A 15,393-nucleotide genomic window follows, 5' to 3' on the forward strand; every position below is an offset into this window, starting at 1 on the left:
AAGGAGAGGGCGCATCATGGCCTCGGCGGTTCCTGCGGATCACGGAACCGCGGTGGCCGGCGCGCGGTGCCGGCATCGGCAACATCAAGGGGGCATGCGACCGCATGGGGTCGACGGCGGTCATGGAGCATTGGGGACGCCAGTTCGCGGAACTGGTCGACGATCTGGTTTGCGTGTGCCGCGACGGCCGGCTGACCTGGATCAATCCCGCCGGCACACGCCTGCTCAACGACGGTGACACCGGCGTCCATCCGGACCTGTCGGGCACGGCGTTCCGCGACCTGGTGCACGAGGACTACCGCGACATCGTCGACCTGGGCCTTGGCCTGCTCGCCGACGACGGCGGCAAGATGCCGCTGCTGCTGACCACGCTCGGCGGTCGGGTGGTAGAGGTTGAACTGGCCGTCACCCGCGTCGCGCCGCCCGACGGGGCGTCAGGCCGCGCCGATGCCGTCCTGATCCACGCCCGCGACGTCACCGACCGCGCCCGTGCCGTCGCATCGCTGATGGAAAGCGAGCATCGCTACCGCAACATGGTGGAGATGTCGCTGAACCTGGTCTTCGTTGTCCAGGGCAACCGCATGATCGTGGTCAACGCCGCCGCCCGCGGCCTGCTGGGCGGCGATGATCCCGAGGCCCTGCGCGGGGCGGCGTTCATCGACCTGATCCACGACGACTACCGCCCCATCGTCGACCTGGGCCTGGACGCCCTGGCCGACGAGGCCGACGTCCTGCCGCTGAAACTGCGCGGTCGGGACGGTCGGGTACACGACGTGGAAACCCGCGTCATCCCCTTCGGCCGCGACGCCTTCATGGTGGAGGGGCGCGACATTTCCGAACGCATGCGCTCCGCCGAAGCCCTTCGCGAGCGCGAGGCGCGGCTTCAGGGGGTGCTAGACACGGTCGCCGACGGCATCGTCACGGCCGACGAACGCGGCATCATCCAGACCTTCAACCCGGCCGCCGAGCGCCTGTTCGGGCGCCGCAAGGACGAGGTGCTCGGCCGCAACCTGTCGATCCTCATGCCGTCGCGCTTCGCCGCCTATCACGACGGGCACATGCGCAACTATCACGCCGGGCGCCAAGGCTGGGCCTTCGGCAAGGCGCGGGAGCTTGAAGGCCTGCATTCCAGCGGCCGGGTGTTCCCCATCGAGCTGTCGCTGGCCGAAATGCGCGTCGGCAAGGCGCGCATGTACACCGGCGTCATTCGCGACATCACCGCCCGCAAGCAGGCCGAGGCGGCCCAGAAGCGCTACAACGAGGAACTGGAAGCCCGCGTCCGCGAGCGCACCGAGGAACTGCGCGCCCTGTCGCGGCAGAACGAATCCATCCTCGAATCGGCCGGCGACGGCATCGTGGCGCTGGACATGAACGGCCGCATCACCGTGGCAAACCCCGCCGCCGCCCAGATGTTGGGCTGGCCGGTGGAGCAACTGACCGGCATGGACGCCACGGCCATATTCCGCTACGGCCCGACGGAAGGCCGCCGCGCCGGCCGGCCGCTGCCCGTCCGCGCGGCGCTGCGCCGGGGCGTTTTCCACGAGCGCACGGACCTGACGCTCATGCGCCGGGACGGGTCGGAGTTTTCCGCCGAATACACCTCCGCCCCCATCGAGGACCACGAGGCCGGCGGCACCGGCGCCGTCGTGATGTTCCGCGACGTCAGCGAACGCCGCAAGGCCGAAGACCGTCTGCGCGTCGCCGCCACCGTCTTCGAGACCACGGCCGAGGGCATCGCGGTGTGCGACCGCGCCGGTTCCATCACCACCGCCAACCCCGCTTTCCGCGCCATCGTGCGCCGTCGGGCCGAGAACGTGGCGGGCAACGACCTGGGCACCGTCCTCGGCTGCGCCGCAGACGAAGTGGCGGCCATGCTCGGCGCCCTGGATGACGGCGGCCATTGGGAGACGGAGCGCTGGTCCACCCGCGCCGACGGCACCCAGTACGCCGCGCGCATCGCCTGCTCCGCAGTGCCCGAGGCCGAGGGGCCGGTGCGCCAGTTCGTTGCCGTCATCAACGACATCACCGAGCGAAAACGGGCCGAGGAGCGCATCCGCTATCAGGCCAGCTACGACGCGCTGACCGGCCTTCCCAACCGCGCCCTGTTCCTCGACCGGCTGGAGCACGCGGTGGCGGCCGCGCGCCGGCAGAAGCACACGCTGGGCCTCATGTTCATCGACCTGGACGGCTTCAAGGCCGTCAACGATACACTCGGGCACGAGGCCGGCGATCAATTGCTCAAGGGCGCCGGCCAGCGCCTGCGCACCTGCGTCCGCGAATCGGACACGGTCGCGCGGCTGGGAGGCGACGAATTCACCGTCATCATGGAAGGCGTCGAGGGCTGCAAGGGCGCGGCCGTGGTCGCCCAGCGCGTTATCGACACCCTGGAGGTCCCCTTCGACCTGGACGGCCGGGCCGGCCGCGTGTCCGCCTCCATCGGCATCGCCCTGCTGCCCGAAGACGCCGCCGATTCCGAGGAACTGCTGCGCAACGCCGACACCGCCATGTACGCCGCCAAGAGCCAGGGCAAGGCCAACTACCAGTTCTTCACCGCCGCCGAACTGGCCGACTGACCGGCCAGGGCCAAGCCGGGATCATCGGCCGGACCCCCGCTTCCCGCCCAAGCGGGCGGGATGGACCCGCACTTTCGGTCATAACGGCATTTGCCTTCCGGGATACATGCTGTAGCCTATGGGCGCCTCGGGCCGAGGGGGTTCGGGGGAGGCAATCCATCATCACGACCGAGCGGCGCCAGGCTCATGGCCAACGACAAAAAAGCCAAACGTCCCATCGAGATCGTCATCGCGGAAAAGAACCCGTTGCTCCAGAGCAGCCTGATCAAGCTGTTCGCCGGCGACGAGCGGTTCACCCTGCTGCACATGTGCCCGGACGGCGAACGCTTCCTGGCCGTGTGTGACCGCATGACCTTCGATGTGGGGATCATCGGGTGGGAAATGCCCTACCTTGACGGCCGGGGTGTACTGGAGGCCCTGAGCCGCCGGCAGGAGCGCCCGCGCACCATCGTCTACACCGGCAGCGGCAATCCCGACATTCCGCGCATGGCCATGAGCCTGGGCGCAGCCGGGTTCTGCTCCAAGTCCGATCCACCGGCGCAGTTGCTGGAAACCGTCGCCGCCGTGGCCGACGGACGCATGATGTTCCCCTTCGTCGACGTCAGCAAGCTGTCCGACGACCCGCTGGCCGGCCTCACCCGCCGCGAGCGCGAACTGCTGACCAGCCTTGCCAGCGGCTTCACCAACCAGCAGATCGCCGAAAAGCTCGACATCTCGCTGAACACGGTGAAATTCCACCTCAAGAACCTCTACGACAAACTGGGCGTCAGCAACCGGGCCCAGGCCGTCGCCTTCTTCCTTAAAGGCCGCGACCGGGGCTGAAGCGCGTCGACCCGCAGTCCAGGTACCGCGCCGGAACACCACCTCCTGAGCGGGCCGGCGCCCGCTGGGGCTTTGCGAGGCGCTCGGCGCCTCGCGCTCCCGCTGGCTTGGGGCGGCGGCCCCGGTGCGGCACCGCGCCGGAGAGGCCGGGACATGGCCTCTCCATCAGCACACCGGGCAGCGAAACGCGAGCGCGAGGCCCCGTGGGCCTCGCATCACTCCATTCGCGCGCACGCGCGAAAAATGACCCAGCGCGCCGGAACACCGCCACCTGAGCGGGCCGGCGCCCGCTGGGGCTTTGCGAGGCGCTCGGCGCCTCGCGCTCCCGCTGATTTGGGGCAGCGACTTGGTGCGGCACCGCGCCGGAGAGGCCGGGACATGGCCTCTCCGCCACCACACCGGCCAGCGAAACGCGAGCGCGAGGCGCCGGGGGCCTCGCATCACTCCATTCGCGCGCCCGCGCGAAAGATGACCCAGCGCGCCGGAACACCGCCACCTGAGCGGGCCGGCGCCTGCTGGGGCTTTGCGAGGCGCTCGGCGCCTCGCGCTCCCGCTGATTTGGGGCAGCGACCTGGTGCGGCACCGCGCCGGAGAGGCCGGGACACGGCCTACTCCACCAGCACGCCAATCAACGATACGCGAGCAGGAGGCGCTGGCAACGGCTCCGGAGACGCCAAAACCCCGCCGCCGGCGGGCCGGGGCGGGGTTTGGCAGGTCGGGATGCCGCGGGCGCTGCGATCAGTGCAGCTTGTTCGGCAAGTCCTTGATGGTCTGGTCGACCAGGGCGTCGGCTTTGGCCGCCGACATGTTCTCCTGCAGCAGCTTTCCGGCCGCAGCGACGGCAACGTCGACCGCCTGGTTGCGGACTTGGCGCATGGCTTCCGCCTCGGCGTGGGCGATGCGGTCCATGGCCTGCCTTTCGCGACGCTTGATGGACTCTTCCAGCGCCTGCTCCGACTCAGCCCGGATGCGGTCCGCCTCGGTGCGGGCGTGGGCGATGATGTCCTCGGCCTCGCTCATGGCGTCGCGCTGTTTGCGCTGGTACTCGGCAAGCAGGGCCTGCGCGTCCTCGCGGAGCTTGCGGGCCTCCTCGAGCTTCGTGCGGATCTGCTCGGCGCGGGTGTCTAGCGACGCCGTCAGGGCGCGGGCGACCGGACGGAAGAAGGCGACGATGACGAGGATGAAGGCAACGGCGACCCAGAAGGTCGGGTCCGCATAGAACGCCGTGGCATGTGCGTCACCGGCGGTTTCGGCGGCGATGGCGGCACTGATCATCAGCGGGTCTCCTTCAGGGCGGCAGCGACGGCGGCCTCGGCCTTGTCGTCGGCGATCGACACGCCGGCCACCTTGTCGGCGACGGCCTTGGCCGCATCGGTCGCAACCTCGCGAATGGAGGCCAGAGCCTCGTCGCGGGCCTTGGAGATGCGGGTCTCACCCTCCGCGATCTGCTGGGCGAGCTTTTCGGCGACGTCGCGGTTACGCTCTTCCGCCTTGCGGGACATTTCGTCCTGCGCGCCCTTCATGACCTCGTGCGCCTTGGCGCGCGCCTCGGCGAGGGCCTTCTCGTAGGTCTGGATGGCGGCGTCGGTGTCCGCCTTCAGTTGCGTGGCGCGCTCCAGATCGTCGTCGATCATCTTCTGGCGCTGTTCCATCACGTCGCCAATGCGCGGGATCGCGAACCGGGAGATGATGAAGTACAGGGCGACGAAGGTGACCACCAGCCAGAAGATCTGGGACGGAAAGGACAAGAAGTCGAACTGCGGCATACCTTAGGCTCCTGGTGGCAAGACGGCCGCCTGTCTGGCGCACGCCGAAGGGCCTCCTCATCGTGTCATGACGGGTGCGCCATGGGATGAAAAGCCCGACGGCCGTGATGTGCCACGGCCCCCTTTCACGAAACGGGCCGGGAAGCCGGCCGGCGGGCGATGCAGGGGCACCCCCGCCGGCCGGCTGCCGGCGTCATTCCTTCGCTGCGAATTACGCGGCGAACAGGAGGATCAGCGCGACGACCAGGGCGAACAGCGCGATGGCCTCGGTCACGGCGAAGCCGATCCAGCCGTACAGCTCGACGCTGCTCTTGGCGGCCGGGTTGCGGCCGACGGTGGCGATCAGGTTGGCCCAGATGTTACCCACACCGATACCAGAACCGATCATGCCGATAGCGGCCAGGCCGGCACCAATCATCTTAGCAGCTTCAGCGTCCATTTCTCTCTTCCCTTGTCAAAAAGGCACAGGTTGAAGGCTCATGCGTGACCCGCAGGGCGGGCTACCGGTGGGCCGGGACGCCGCCTGAGCGCCCGGACCACCCGATCCATCAGTGCATGTTGATGGCGTCGTTGAGGTAGATGCAGGTCAGGATGGTGAACACGTAGGCCTGCAGGGCGGCAATGCCGATCTCCAGCAGGGTGACGCCGAACACGACGGCCAGGGGAATGAACCCGAAGAAGCCAAGCGCGACGACGAAGCCGGCGAGCACCTTCAGCATGATGTGGCCCACCGTCATGTTGGCGAACAGACGGACCGACAGGCTGAAGGGACGCGACAGGTAGGAAATCAGTTCGATCGGGATCAGGATCGGCGCCGTGGCGATGGGCGCACCGTGCGGGAAGAACATCCGCAGGAAGTGCGTGCCGTGCCGGGCGAAACCAATGATCGTGACCGCGACGAAGATGAACAGGGCAAGCGCCGCCGTCACCGCGATGTGGCTGGTGAAGGTGAAGCTGTAGGGCAGAAGCCCCAGCATGTTGCCCAGGAACACGAACATGAACAGCGTGAAGATGAAGGGGAAGTACTTCATCCCTTCCTTCCCCACGTTGTCGCGAATCATGTTCGCGATGAATTCGTAGAACACCTCGTTCACCGACTGCCACCGGCCGGGCACCAGCGCGCGCTTGCGCGTGCCGTACCAGAAGAACAGCGCGGAAAGACCGACCGCAATGGCCATGAACAGGGCCGAGTTGGTGAAGGAGATGTCGACGCCACCGACCTGAATCTCGACGAGCGGCTTGATATCGAATTGCTCAACCGGACTAGCCACGGTCGTTCCTCTTCTTTATGGCCCTTGCGGGCCGGCCAACCCTGGGGTCACGCGGGCATAAAAAAACAGCCCGTCAGGACCCCGTGTCGTCGGAGCGGCGCTCCGCCTCCTTCTTGCGCTCCACCGCCTTGCCAAGGCCGACGCTCTGGTCGAGTCCCTGGACCACGCGGTAGATGTTCATCGCCCCCGAGGCGAACCCCAGGAGGAGGAACAGAACCATGAACCATGGCGCCGTTCCCAACCACTGGTCCAGGAAGTAGCCGATGGCGACTCCGACCAGGACAGCGGCCGTGAACTCGATGCTGATGCGAAAGGCGATCCCGATGCCCGAGACATTGCGCGCCCCAGGCCCCTCCTCGTCCTTCCGCCCTGCGTCCGTGGCCTTTTGGGCCGCCCGGATGCGGGCATCGATATCATCCAAGGTGGGCTTTTTACCATCATTCATTTCGCGGTGCGGTCCTCAACGTTCCGGAGCGATGCGCCGACCGGTCCCGATGCGCAGAGCACCGCGCGAAACTGTGGGTGAGCCCCCTCAAAATCGCGCGCACCATAAGGTTTGCCTGCCCCCCTGTCAAGCCGTAAAACCCTGCCCGTCACCGGGCGCAGCAGGCTGAAAATCGTTCGATAACAGAGAGTTAGAGACCACCCAGGCACGGTGCGGGCATACTACCCGTCAGGGCGGGTGCGCACAAGAGGCCGCTGCCGTCAGCCGGCGTCGCGGATGCGCTCGGCCTCGTTCAGGTCTACCGACACCAGCGTCGAGACGCCGCGCTCGGCCATGGTGACGCCGAACAGGCGATCCATGCGCGCCATGGTCATGCGGTGGTGGGTGACCACCAGGAAGCGCGTCGAGGCTTCCGACATGCGCGTCAGTTCGTCGAGCATGTGGCAGAAGCGGTCCACGTTGGCGTCGTCCAGCGGCGCGTCCACCTCGTCGAGCACGCAGATGGGCGCGGGGTTGACCAGGAAGACGGCGAACAGCAGCGCGAGCGCCGTCATGGCCTGCTCCCCGCCCGACAGCAGCGACAGAATTTGCAGCCGCTTGCCCGGCGGCGAGGCCATGATCTCCAGCCCCGCCTGCAACGGATCATCGGATTCGGTGAGCGCCAGGTGCGCCCGGCCGCCGCCGAACAGCCGCACGAACAACTGCCGGAAGTTGCGGTCCACCTTCTCGAAGGCGGCCAGCAGGCGCTGGCGGCCCTCGCGGTTCAATTCGTTGATGCCCTGGCGCAGGCGGGCGATGGCGGCCACCAGGTCGTCACGCTCCGCCGTCAGGGTCTGGACCTGCTCCTCCAGCTCGGTCACCTCCTGCTCGGCGCGCAGGTTCACCGGCCCCATCATCTCGCGCTCGCGCGAAAGCCGTTGCAGTCGGTCCTCGGCCTCCTTGAGGTCGGGGGCGGCCGGCGCCTCGGGGTCGTCCAGCCCCGCCAGCGCGCGCGTGTCCTCCGGCTTGCAGTCGAGTCGCTCCGACACCGCCGCGGCGATCTGCTGACATTGAGAGCGGCCGTTTTCCACGGCGCTTTCCGCCCGCACCCGGTCCTCGCGGGCCTTGGCGAGCGCGTGTTCGGCATCGCGCAGCACGCGGTCGGCCTCGCGCAAACGGCTGTCGCCGTCCGCCAGCGCGTCGGCGGCCACGCGGCGTTGCGTCTCGGCGCGGTCGATCTGCTCCGCCAGGGCCTCGCGCTGCTCCGAGATTTCCACCGGGCGCTCGGCGAGCCCCTGAAGCTCCTCCATCACCGCCTCGCGTCGGGCCTCAAGCTCGGCGAACTGCCCCGCCGCGCCCTCCTTGCGCCGCGCCCACGAGGCCAGGTCGTCCTCCACCGTCTTCAGGCGGGCGGCGCGGGTCTCGGCCTCGCGGAACACCCGGTCATGCTGGGAGCGCGCCTCGGCCAGCCGCGTGCGCAGCTCGGCCACCCTGGTGCGCAGCGTGTCGATGCGGCCCCGGTCGGCGCCGCCGTCGCCCAGGCGCTCGCGCGCCTCGCGGGCCTCCTCGGCCTGGGCACGGGCCTCGGCGAGGTCGCCTGCAAGCTGCTCGATGGTCTGATCGAGCGCCGAGAGGCGGCTTTCCGTCGCGGCGTTGCGGCGCGACAGTTCCACCTGCCGGTTGCGCGCCTCGGTCAGGGCGCTTTCGACAGTGCGTTCGCGATCGCGGGCGGTACGGGCGGCCTCCTGCGCGTGATCGACGGCCAGCCGGGCGTCCTCCACCCGGTTTTCCGCCGCCTCCACGCGGGCGTCGTGCTCCTCCAGCGCCTCGCGCAACTCGTTCAGGCGATTGCGCTGGCGCAGCCGCGTGGCGGCGGCGGACGGTGCCCCGGCCTCCGACGCGAACCCGTCCCAGCGCCACAGGTCGCCCTCGGCCGTCACCAGCCGCTGGCCCGGCGCCAGTTCGCGCGCGAGCGCAGCCCCCGTCTCGCGGTCCTTCACCACGCCCGTCGCCGCCAGCCTGCGCGCCAGCGCGGGGGCGCCGGAGACGTGCCGGTCCAGCGGCTCCACGCCCGGCGGCAGCGGCGCCGGATCGGGCAGCGGCGACAGCGCCTGCCAGCGGCGCGGGCCGTCGTCGGCCTCGGGCGCCGAAAGATCAGCGCCCAGCGCCGCACCGAGCGCCTGCTCGAAGCCCGGCGCCACGGTCAGCGCATCCAGCACCGGCGCGCCCAGCCCTTCCAGGTCGTCGGCCTCGCGCTCCGCCGCCAGCAGGTCTGCCAGGGCGTCGATTTCGGCGGTATGGCGGGCACGGGCCGCGCTTTCGGTCTGCAGCGCGTCGCGGGCGGATTCGTAGTCGGACTGGCGGGCATCGCGCGCCTCGTCGGCCTCGGCACGGGCGAGGCGCGCGGTCTCCACCGCCTCTTCCGCCGCCATGAGCCGTTCCTCGGCCAACTCCAGGTCCTCGGCCGGGACGCCGGCGGCGGCTGCGGAGGCGCGGCTGTCCTCGGCCTCTTTCAGGCGACGCTCGACCCGCTCCGCACGCAGTTCGGACTCCTCCACCCGGCGCAGCAGGGCCCTGCGCTGGGCCTCGTCCGTCGCGGCCTGTTCGGTCAGGCGGGTGAGTTCGGCCTCGCGGTCGTTGACCTCGTCGGTGACGACGGCCAGTGCCTCGCGCGCTTCTTCCTGCTCGATGGCCTCGTCGGCGGAGGCCTCCACCAGCGCGTCCCGCTCCTCCGTCAGCCGGGCGACGGCCTGCTCGGCGTCCTGGGCGCGGGCGGTTTCCCGCTGGATGTCGTCGGCGATCTGGGCGAGGCGACGTTCCGCTTCCTGCCGGCCGGCGGCAAGTCGCTTTTCCTCGGCGTCGAGCTGTTCGCGCGCCAGCACCAGCCGTTGCAGGCGGGCGGCGGCCTCGGCCTCGGCCTCGCGCAGGGCCGGCATGGCCTCGGACGCCTCCATCTGCTCGCGCGAATGGGCGGCGGCGGCGCGGGTGAGGTCGGCGACCTGGGACTCGGCGTCGCGGAAGGCGGCCTTGGCAACCTCAAGACCGTCGATGGCCTTCGTCCAGCGCAGGTGCAGAACCAGCGCCTCCACCTGCCGGATCTGTTCCGACAGCGCCCGATAGCGCGCGGCCTGGCGGGCCTGCTTGCGCAGGTTGCCGAGCTGGCCGTTGAGCGCCTGGAGCACGTCCTCCAGCCGTTGCAGGTTGGCTTCCGCGCCCTTCAGCCGCAGTTCCGCCTCGTGCCGGCGGGTGTGCAGGCCGGAGATGCCGGCCGCTTCCTCCAGCAGCCCGCGCCGCTGGGCCGGCTTGGCGTTGATGAGCGCGCCGACGCGCCCCTGGCTGACCATGGCCGTGGACCGGGCGCCGGTGGCGGCGTCGGCGAACAGCAACTGGACGTCCTTGGCGCGGGTCTCCTTGCCGTTGACCTTGTAGCTGGAGCCCTTGCCGCGTTCGATGCGGCGGACGATCTCCAGCTCGTCGGCGGTGTTGAACAGGGCCGGTGCCGTGCGGCTGCGGTTGTCCAGACCGACGGTCACTTCCGCGATATTGCGCGCGGGGCGGTGGGAGGTGCCGCCGAAGATGACGTCGTCCATCTCCCCGCCGCGCATCTGCTTGGCGGACGTTTCGCCCATGACCCAGCGCAGCGCCTCGACAAGGTTGGACTTGCCGCAGCCGTTGGGGCCGACGATGCCGGTCATGCCCGGCTCGATCAAAAGCTCCGTCGGGTCGACGAAGCTTTTGAAGCCGGTCAGGCGCAGGCGGGAGAAACGGATCAACGCGGATTACCCTGGTACGCGCCGCGGCGGACTATTCCACCGCCTCGGCCAGGGCGTCGGGCAGCGCGGTGTAGGCGGGCAGCACCTCGCCGTCGACGATCAGCGTCGGGGTGCCGGAGATGCCGTATTCCTGCTGACCCTGCTGCTTGACCTGCTGGATGGTGTTGAACAGGCCCTCGTTGTTCAGGCAGGCGCTCAACCCCTCGGCCGACAGGCCGGCAAGGCGGGCGTAGCCCTGGATGGCCTTCAGCGGGTCCTGGGCGCGGGCCCAGTTCTCCTGGCCGGCGAACAGGGTTTCCAGGAAAGGGAAGTAGTTCTGCTCGGGCACGCAGCGCGCGACCAGGGCGGCGGCGGCGGCCAGGGGGTCCAGAGGGAAGTCGCGGAAGACCAGCTTGGCCTTGCCGGTCTCGATGTACTTTGCCTTCACCTCGGGCAGCACGTCGGCATGGAAATTGGCGCAGTGGCCGCAGGTGAGCGAAGAGTATTCAAGAATGGTCACCGGCGCGTCGGGGTCGCCCATGACGCGCTCCTGGTACTCCTTGGTGGCGAGGTCGGACTGGGCGGCGGCCGGGCCGGCCAGCACCAGGATGAAGGCGGCAAACAGGAACGCGATGCGGTTCACGGAGGTCTCCTCTGTGCGGCTTGGACTGCGGCGGTGGGAAACGACGCCGGCCGGTGCCGGCGGACCCTTACCACCGACGGACAGCCTGCCGCGCCACTGTGGCGCATCTTAGGCGAGGCGACGGCGGGGCGGCAAGCGGTGTGGTGGTGCTTAGGCGGCGGGCGTGGTGCAGCGAGGCCACCAAGACACGAAGAACACCCAGAAGGTGTGCTGATGGCAACGCCTTGCGTCAGCGGATAGAGCAATAAGTGCCTGCGGCGCAGCCGCAATCTCTCTTGGTCAAAAAGCGCTCACCGCTGATCCGCGTTCTCCCGGTTTCTTGGTGTTCTTGGTGTCTTTGTGGCCTCGCCGCACCCCGTCAGCCCCGCTTGCCCCCGCCTCCCTTCCCCCGCCGCGTCATCGCCTCCCCCAGGCCCGCCAGCGCCGCCTTGAGCTTGGGGTTGTCGATGTCCTTCAGCTTGACGTCCAGCGCCCGGCGCTCTTCCTCCGCCAAGGGCGGCGGGTCACCGGGGCGCTTGGGTCGGGGCGGCAGGGGGCGCTGGTGGATGCGGACATCCGCGATGGCGGGATAGCCGTAGTACCCGTTGATGCGCTGCATGATCTGCGGCGTCAGGTGCACCAGCTGCGCCGCCAGCGCGCCGTTGGGCACCCGCAGGTGCAGCACCCCGCCCGTCCGGCTTCCCTTGGGGAAGACGATGCGTTCCGGCGCCGACTCGCGCGCCAGCATGGAGCCGCCGACGATGCTTTCCCAGTGAAACGCGATGTCGCCCTCGCCCAACCCGCGCTTGCCCAGCAGGGGGCGCATGAGCTTCATGCCCACCTGGTCGAGGCTGACGGCACCGTTGCGGCGGTCCTCCGACGGCCGGATGCCCCAGCCGCCGGCCTTGGGTTTGCGTTTCGCCGCCGGTTCTTTCTTCCCGCTGTCGTCCATGGCACCCTGCGCCGCTTCTGATCCTCGCGAGACTTAGACCCGAACCATGCCGCCGTCCAGAGCCTCCGCCGACGCCCTGCTTTCCTGGTACGACCGCCACGCCCGCCGCCTGCCGTGGCGCACGCCGCCAGGCGGGCCGGCGCCCGACCCCTACGGCGTGTGGCTGTCGGAGGTGATGCTGCAGCAGACCACCGTCGCCGCCGTCATTCCTTATTATGAGCGGTTCCTGTCGCGCTGGCCGACGGTGGCGGACCTGGCCGCCGCGCCGCAGGACGACGTGCTGACGGAATGGGCGGGGCTCGGCTACTACGCCCGCGCCCGCAATCTGCACAAATGTGCCAAGGTGGTGGCCGGGGAACATGGCGGGGTCTTCCCCGACACCGAGGACGCCCTGCGCGCCCTGCCCGGCATCGGCGCCTACACCGCCGCCGCCGTGGCCGCCATCGCCTTCGGACGGCCGGCGACGGTGGTGGACGGCAATGTGGAGCGGGTCATGGCGCGCCTCTTCGCGGTCACCGAGCCCCTGCCCGACAGCAAGACGGAACTGAAACGCCTTGCCGCGACGCTGACGCCGCAACGGCGCGCCGGCGACTATGCCCAGGCGGTCATGGACCTGGGAGCGACGGTCTGCACGCCGCGCTCGCCGTCCTGCCTCGGCTGCCCGTGGCGGGAGCCTTGCGCGGCGCAGACGGAAGGTATTCAGGACCAGCTTCCCGGAAAGCGCCGCAAGACGGCCAAGCCGGTGCGCCGGGGCGTCGCCTTCTGGGTGATCGACGGGGACGGGCGGGCGCTGCTGCGCAAGCGGCCCGAGTCGGGGCTGCTGGGCGGCATGACGGAGGTCCCCTCCACCCCCTGGCTGGAAGACACCACCTGGACGCCCGCAGACGCCCTGCCCCACGCTCCCGTTGCCGTGGAAGGCTGGCGCCCGCTGCCGGGGCTGGTGCGCCACACCTTCACCCACTTCCATCTTGAGTTGGCGGTGCTGACGGCGGCCCTGCCGCATCCGGGACCGGAAGATGCCGGGCGCTGGGTGGATGTGACGGAAATGGGCGGGCAGGCGCTGCCCACCGTCATGCGCAAGGTGGTGAAGCACAGCCTCGCCGGCGCCCTGGATTGATTGCCGCTAAAATTCCCCGAAACATCGTGCGGAATTGATGCGATGCAGCGTCGTTTCCCCCTAAAGGCGGAGGCTTGGCGGTGTTATCATCGGGGCATGAAGGACGACCCGTTTCATGTCGTCCACCGTCCAAGGGAGGTTCCGTCATGCTGACCCTTCAGGACTGCATCGCCTTGAGCGACCTGACCCCCGAGGAACTGATGGTCATCGCCCATCACGAGCACCTGCCCGACATCGTCGCGGTGGAGAAGGGTTATGCCTTCCTCCAGAAGGAATGGGGCAACCCGGCCCTGCGCCAGATGATGCTCGATGAAGTCTCCGCCGCGCTCCGGGACGGCCGCAAACAGGCGGCGCTGGAGCTTCTGGCCCAGTTGCGCGAGTGCTGCGAGAAGCATCCGGGCGGGCTCGACCGCCGGCTTCAGCACCGCGAGCACTGACCATCCCATTCCCGCCCTGCCACCCCAAACCCGCGCGCGCCCGCCACCCGGCGGGCGTTGTCGCGTCCGGGGGTGGGATCGGCGGCGGTGCGGTGCTATAAGGCGGCCAACGCGGACGCGCCGGATGCGCGTACCTCCACCAGAGACACCCCGATCACGGACGGCGCGACAATGACCACGCACCCCGAGTTTCCCAACCTGCACGTCCTCGACCACCCGCTGATCCAGCACAAGCTGACGCACATGCGGGACAAGACGACCTCGACGCGCACCTTCCGCACCCTGCTGCGCGAGATCTCTCTGCTCATGGGCTACGAGATCACCCGCAACCTGCCGCTGGAAACCCGGCGCATCGACACACCCATGGTCGCCATGGACGCGCCCGTCATCCAGGGCAAGAAGGTCGCCATCGTGCCCATCCTGCGGGCCGGCAACGGCATGGCCGACGGGCTGATGGAGCTGATGCCCGGCGCCCGCGTCGGCCACATCGGCCTGGTGCGCGACCCGGTCACCCACACGCCCAGCGAATACCTGGTCAAACTGCCGGAAGCCGGCGGCCGCACCTTCATCCTGGTCGACCCCATGCTGGCGACGGGCCATTCGGCGGTGCATGCCGTCGACGTGCTGAACCGCCACGGCGTCACCGACGACCAGATCCTGTTCGAGGCCCTGGTGGCTGCGCCCGAGGGCATGCGCACCTTCAACGAGTCGCACCCGGACGTGCAGGTCTACGTCGCCTCGCTGGACGAGCGCCTGGACGACCACGCCTACATCGTTCCCGGCCTCGGCGATGCCGGCGACCGGCTGTTCGGGACCAAATAAGACGTTCAGGCGCCACTGCGGCTCTCGCGCCTGACCGGCGCGGGGTCCCAGTCGGCGCCCTATTCGCCCATTTCTGATCGGAATGGGCTCTGGTTCTTCATTTGGAGGGGGAACAGGCATGAGCGCGGACATCTACCCGCACCTCAAGGCATCCTGCGCCGATTCGTGGGAGGCCTACGTCCACCACGCCTTCTGCCGCCAGCTTGCCGCCGGCACGCTGCCGGAGGACTGCTTCAGGCACTACCTGACGCAGGACTACCTGTTCCTCATCCACTTCAGCCGCGCCTGGGCGCTGGCCGTTTCCAAGGCGGAGCACCTGGACGAGATGCGCCATGCGGTCACCGTCACCGACGCGCTGCTCAACCATGAAATGGCGCTGCATGTGAAATACTGCGCCGAATGGGGCCTGACGGAAGACCAGATGGCCGAGGTGGCGGAAGACCCCGCCAACATCGCCTACACCCGCTACGTGCTGGATCGCGGCCACTCCGGCGACCTGCTGGACCTTCTGGTGGCGCTGGCGCCCTGCGTCATCGGCTACGCCGAGATCGGTGCCTGGATGGTCAAGCACGCCGACACGAAGATCGAGGGCAACCCCTACCGCGCCTGGATCGAAATGTATTCCGACGCCGAGTACCAGGAGGTGGCCGCGGGCGCGCGCGGGCTGATCGAGAAGGTCGCCGAGCGCCGCATCGGGGCCGAGCCCATCGGAAGCGGGCGCTGGAACACCCTGCGCCAGACCTTCGAGACCGCCACCCGCCTGGAAATCGGCTTCTGGGACATGGGCCTCGCGCCCGCGCGCGGCTGATCCCGCCCCTCTTCCTTCCACCACACA

General features: G+C 69.2%; 14 protein-coding genes. 6 read left to right on the forward strand and 8 right to left on the reverse strand.

The features are described from left to right. The first annotated feature begins 104 nt into the window (after positions 1-104). Together LG334_RS19990 and LG334_RS19995 are read left to right on the forward strand one after the other, a co-directional pair. Positions 105-2,573, forward strand: a complete 2,469-nt coding sequence (locus LG334_RS19990) for a PAS domain S-box protein (RefSeq protein ID WP_404380815.1) — start codon at positions 105-107, stop codon at positions 2,571-2,573. Positions 2,574-2,759: 186 nt separating this feature from the next. Further along, complete coding sequence (locus LG334_RS19995; RefSeq protein ID WP_404380817.1) at positions 2,760-3,395, forward strand: LuxR C-terminal-related transcriptional regulator; 636 nt, start codon at positions 2,760-2,762, stop codon at positions 3,393-3,395. A gap of 738 nt (positions 3,396-4,133) precedes the next feature. Here LG334_RS19995 and LG334_RS20000 read toward each other — a convergent pair. From LG334_RS20000 to LG334_RS20035, 8 genes are all read right to left on the reverse strand, one after another. Continuing rightward, a complete protein-coding gene (locus LG334_RS20000; RefSeq protein ID WP_404380819.1) occupies positions 4,134-4,670 on the reverse strand; it encodes a F0F1 ATP synthase subunit B in 537 nt (178 codons plus the stop codon). Then, positions 4,670-5,161: an ATP synthase B' chain gene (locus LG334_RS20005; RefSeq protein ID WP_009539083.1), complete on the reverse strand. Its 492-nt coding sequence runs from the start codon at positions 5,159-5,161 to the stop codon at positions 4,670-4,672. Before LG334_RS20005 ends, LG334_RS20000 begins: the two co-directional genes overlap by 1 nt. 211 nt (positions 5,162-5,372) lie before the next feature. Beyond that, positions 5,373-5,600, reverse strand: a complete 228-nt coding sequence (locus LG334_RS20010; RefSeq protein ID WP_097280788.1) for a F0F1 ATP synthase subunit C — start codon at positions 5,598-5,600, stop codon at positions 5,373-5,375. 109 nt (positions 5,601-5,709) lie between these two features. Continuing rightward, positions 5,710-6,432 (reverse strand): F0F1 ATP synthase subunit A, encoded by a 723-nt coding sequence (locus LG334_RS20015; RefSeq protein WP_404380822.1) that lies wholly within the window; start codon positions 6,430-6,432, stop codon positions 5,710-5,712. Positions 6,433-6,505: 73 nt separating this feature from the next. Continuing rightward, positions 6,506-6,877, reverse strand: coding sequence for an AtpZ/AtpI family protein (locus LG334_RS20020; RefSeq protein WP_404380824.1), 372 nt, complete (start codon positions 6,875-6,877; stop codon positions 6,506-6,508). 260 nt (positions 6,878-7,137) lie between these two features. Beyond that, on the reverse strand, positions 7,138-10,629 hold the full coding sequence (gene smc, locus LG334_RS20025; RefSeq protein WP_404380826.1) for a chromosome segregation protein SMC: 3,492 nt from the start codon (positions 10,627-10,629) through the stop codon (positions 7,138-7,140). Positions 10,630-10,660: 31 nt separating this feature from the next. Continuing rightward, positions 10,661-11,251: a thioredoxin domain-containing protein gene (locus LG334_RS20030; protein ID WP_404380828.1), complete on the reverse strand. Its 591-nt coding sequence runs from the start codon at positions 11,249-11,251 to the stop codon at positions 10,661-10,663. A gap of 358 nt (positions 11,252-11,609) precedes the next feature. After that, positions 11,610-12,182, reverse strand: coding sequence for a DUF721 domain-containing protein (locus LG334_RS20035; RefSeq protein ID WP_404380830.1), 573 nt, complete (start codon positions 12,180-12,182; stop codon positions 11,610-11,612). A 46-nt stretch (positions 12,183-12,228) separates the two neighbouring features. Between LG334_RS20035 and mutY the strand changes: the two genes are divergently transcribed. The 4 genes from mutY (at position 12,229) to tenA (ending at position 15,366) form a co-directional block, all read left to right on the forward strand. Next, positions 12,229-13,299 (forward strand): A/G-specific adenine glycosylase, encoded by a 1,071-nt coding sequence (gene mutY / locus LG334_RS20040; RefSeq protein ID WP_404380832.1) that lies wholly within the window; start codon positions 12,229-12,231, stop codon positions 13,297-13,299. Positions 13,300-13,445: 146 nt separating this feature from the next. Beyond that, positions 13,446-13,736, forward strand: a complete 291-nt coding sequence (locus tag LG334_RS20045) for a hypothetical protein (RefSeq protein WP_404380834.1) — start codon at positions 13,446-13,448, stop codon at positions 13,734-13,736. Positions 13,737-13,907: 171 nt separating this feature from the next. Further along, on the forward strand, positions 13,908-14,558 hold the full coding sequence (gene upp / locus LG334_RS20050; protein WP_404380836.1) for a uracil phosphoribosyltransferase: 651 nt from the start codon (positions 13,908-13,910) through the stop codon (positions 14,556-14,558). 118 nt (positions 14,559-14,676) lie between these two features. After that, a complete protein-coding gene (gene tenA / locus LG334_RS20055; protein ID WP_404380838.1) occupies positions 14,677-15,366 on the forward strand; it encodes a thiaminase II in 690 nt (229 codons plus the stop codon). Positions 15,367-15,393: the final 27 nt, after the last annotated feature.

This window comes from Caenispirillum salinarum (genome assembly GCF_044803115.1).
Classification (GTDB): domain Bacteria; phylum Pseudomonadota; class Alphaproteobacteria; order Rhodospirillales; family Rhodospirillaceae; genus Caenispirillum; species Caenispirillum salinarum_A.

Excerpts from the sequence above, each read along its gene's own strand:
- LG334_RS19990 (WP_404380815.1), top strand. The coding sequence starts at position 105 with ATGGGGTCGACGGCGGTCATGGAGCATTGGGGACGCCAGTTCGCGGAA.
- LG334_RS19995 (WP_404380817.1), top strand. The coding sequence starts at position 2,760 with ATGGCCAACGACAAAAAAGCCAAACGTCCCATCGAGATCGTCATCGCG.
- LG334_RS20000 (WP_404380819.1), bottom strand. The coding sequence starts at position 4,670 with ATGATCAGTGCCGCCATCGCCGCCGAAACCGCCGGTGACGCACATGCC.
- LG334_RS20005 (WP_009539083.1), bottom strand. The coding sequence starts at position 5,161 with ATGCCGCAGTTCGACTTCTTGTCCTTTCCGTCCCAGATCTTCTGGCTG.
- LG334_RS20010 (WP_097280788.1), bottom strand. The coding sequence starts at position 5,600 with ATGGACGCTGAAGCTGCTAAGATGATTGGTGCCGGCCTGGCCGCTATC.
- LG334_RS20020 (WP_404380824.1), bottom strand. The coding sequence starts at position 6,877 with ATGAATGATGGTAAAAAGCCCACCTTGGATGATATCGATGCCCGCATC.
- LG334_RS20035 (WP_404380830.1), bottom strand. The coding sequence starts at position 12,182 with ATGGACGACAGCGGGAAGAAAGAACCGGCGGCGAAACGCAAACCCAAG.
- mutY (WP_404380832.1), top strand. The coding sequence starts at position 12,229 with ATGCCGCCGTCCAGAGCCTCCGCCGACGCCCTGCTTTCCTGGTACGAC.
- LG334_RS20045 (WP_404380834.1), top strand. The coding sequence starts at position 13,446 with ATGCTGACCCTTCAGGACTGCATCGCCTTGAGCGACCTGACCCCCGAG.
- upp (WP_404380836.1), top strand. The coding sequence starts at position 13,908 with ATGACCACGCACCCCGAGTTTCCCAACCTGCACGTCCTCGACCACCCG.
- tenA (WP_404380838.1), top strand. The coding sequence starts at position 14,677 with ATGAGCGCGGACATCTACCCGCACCTCAAGGCATCCTGCGCCGATTCG.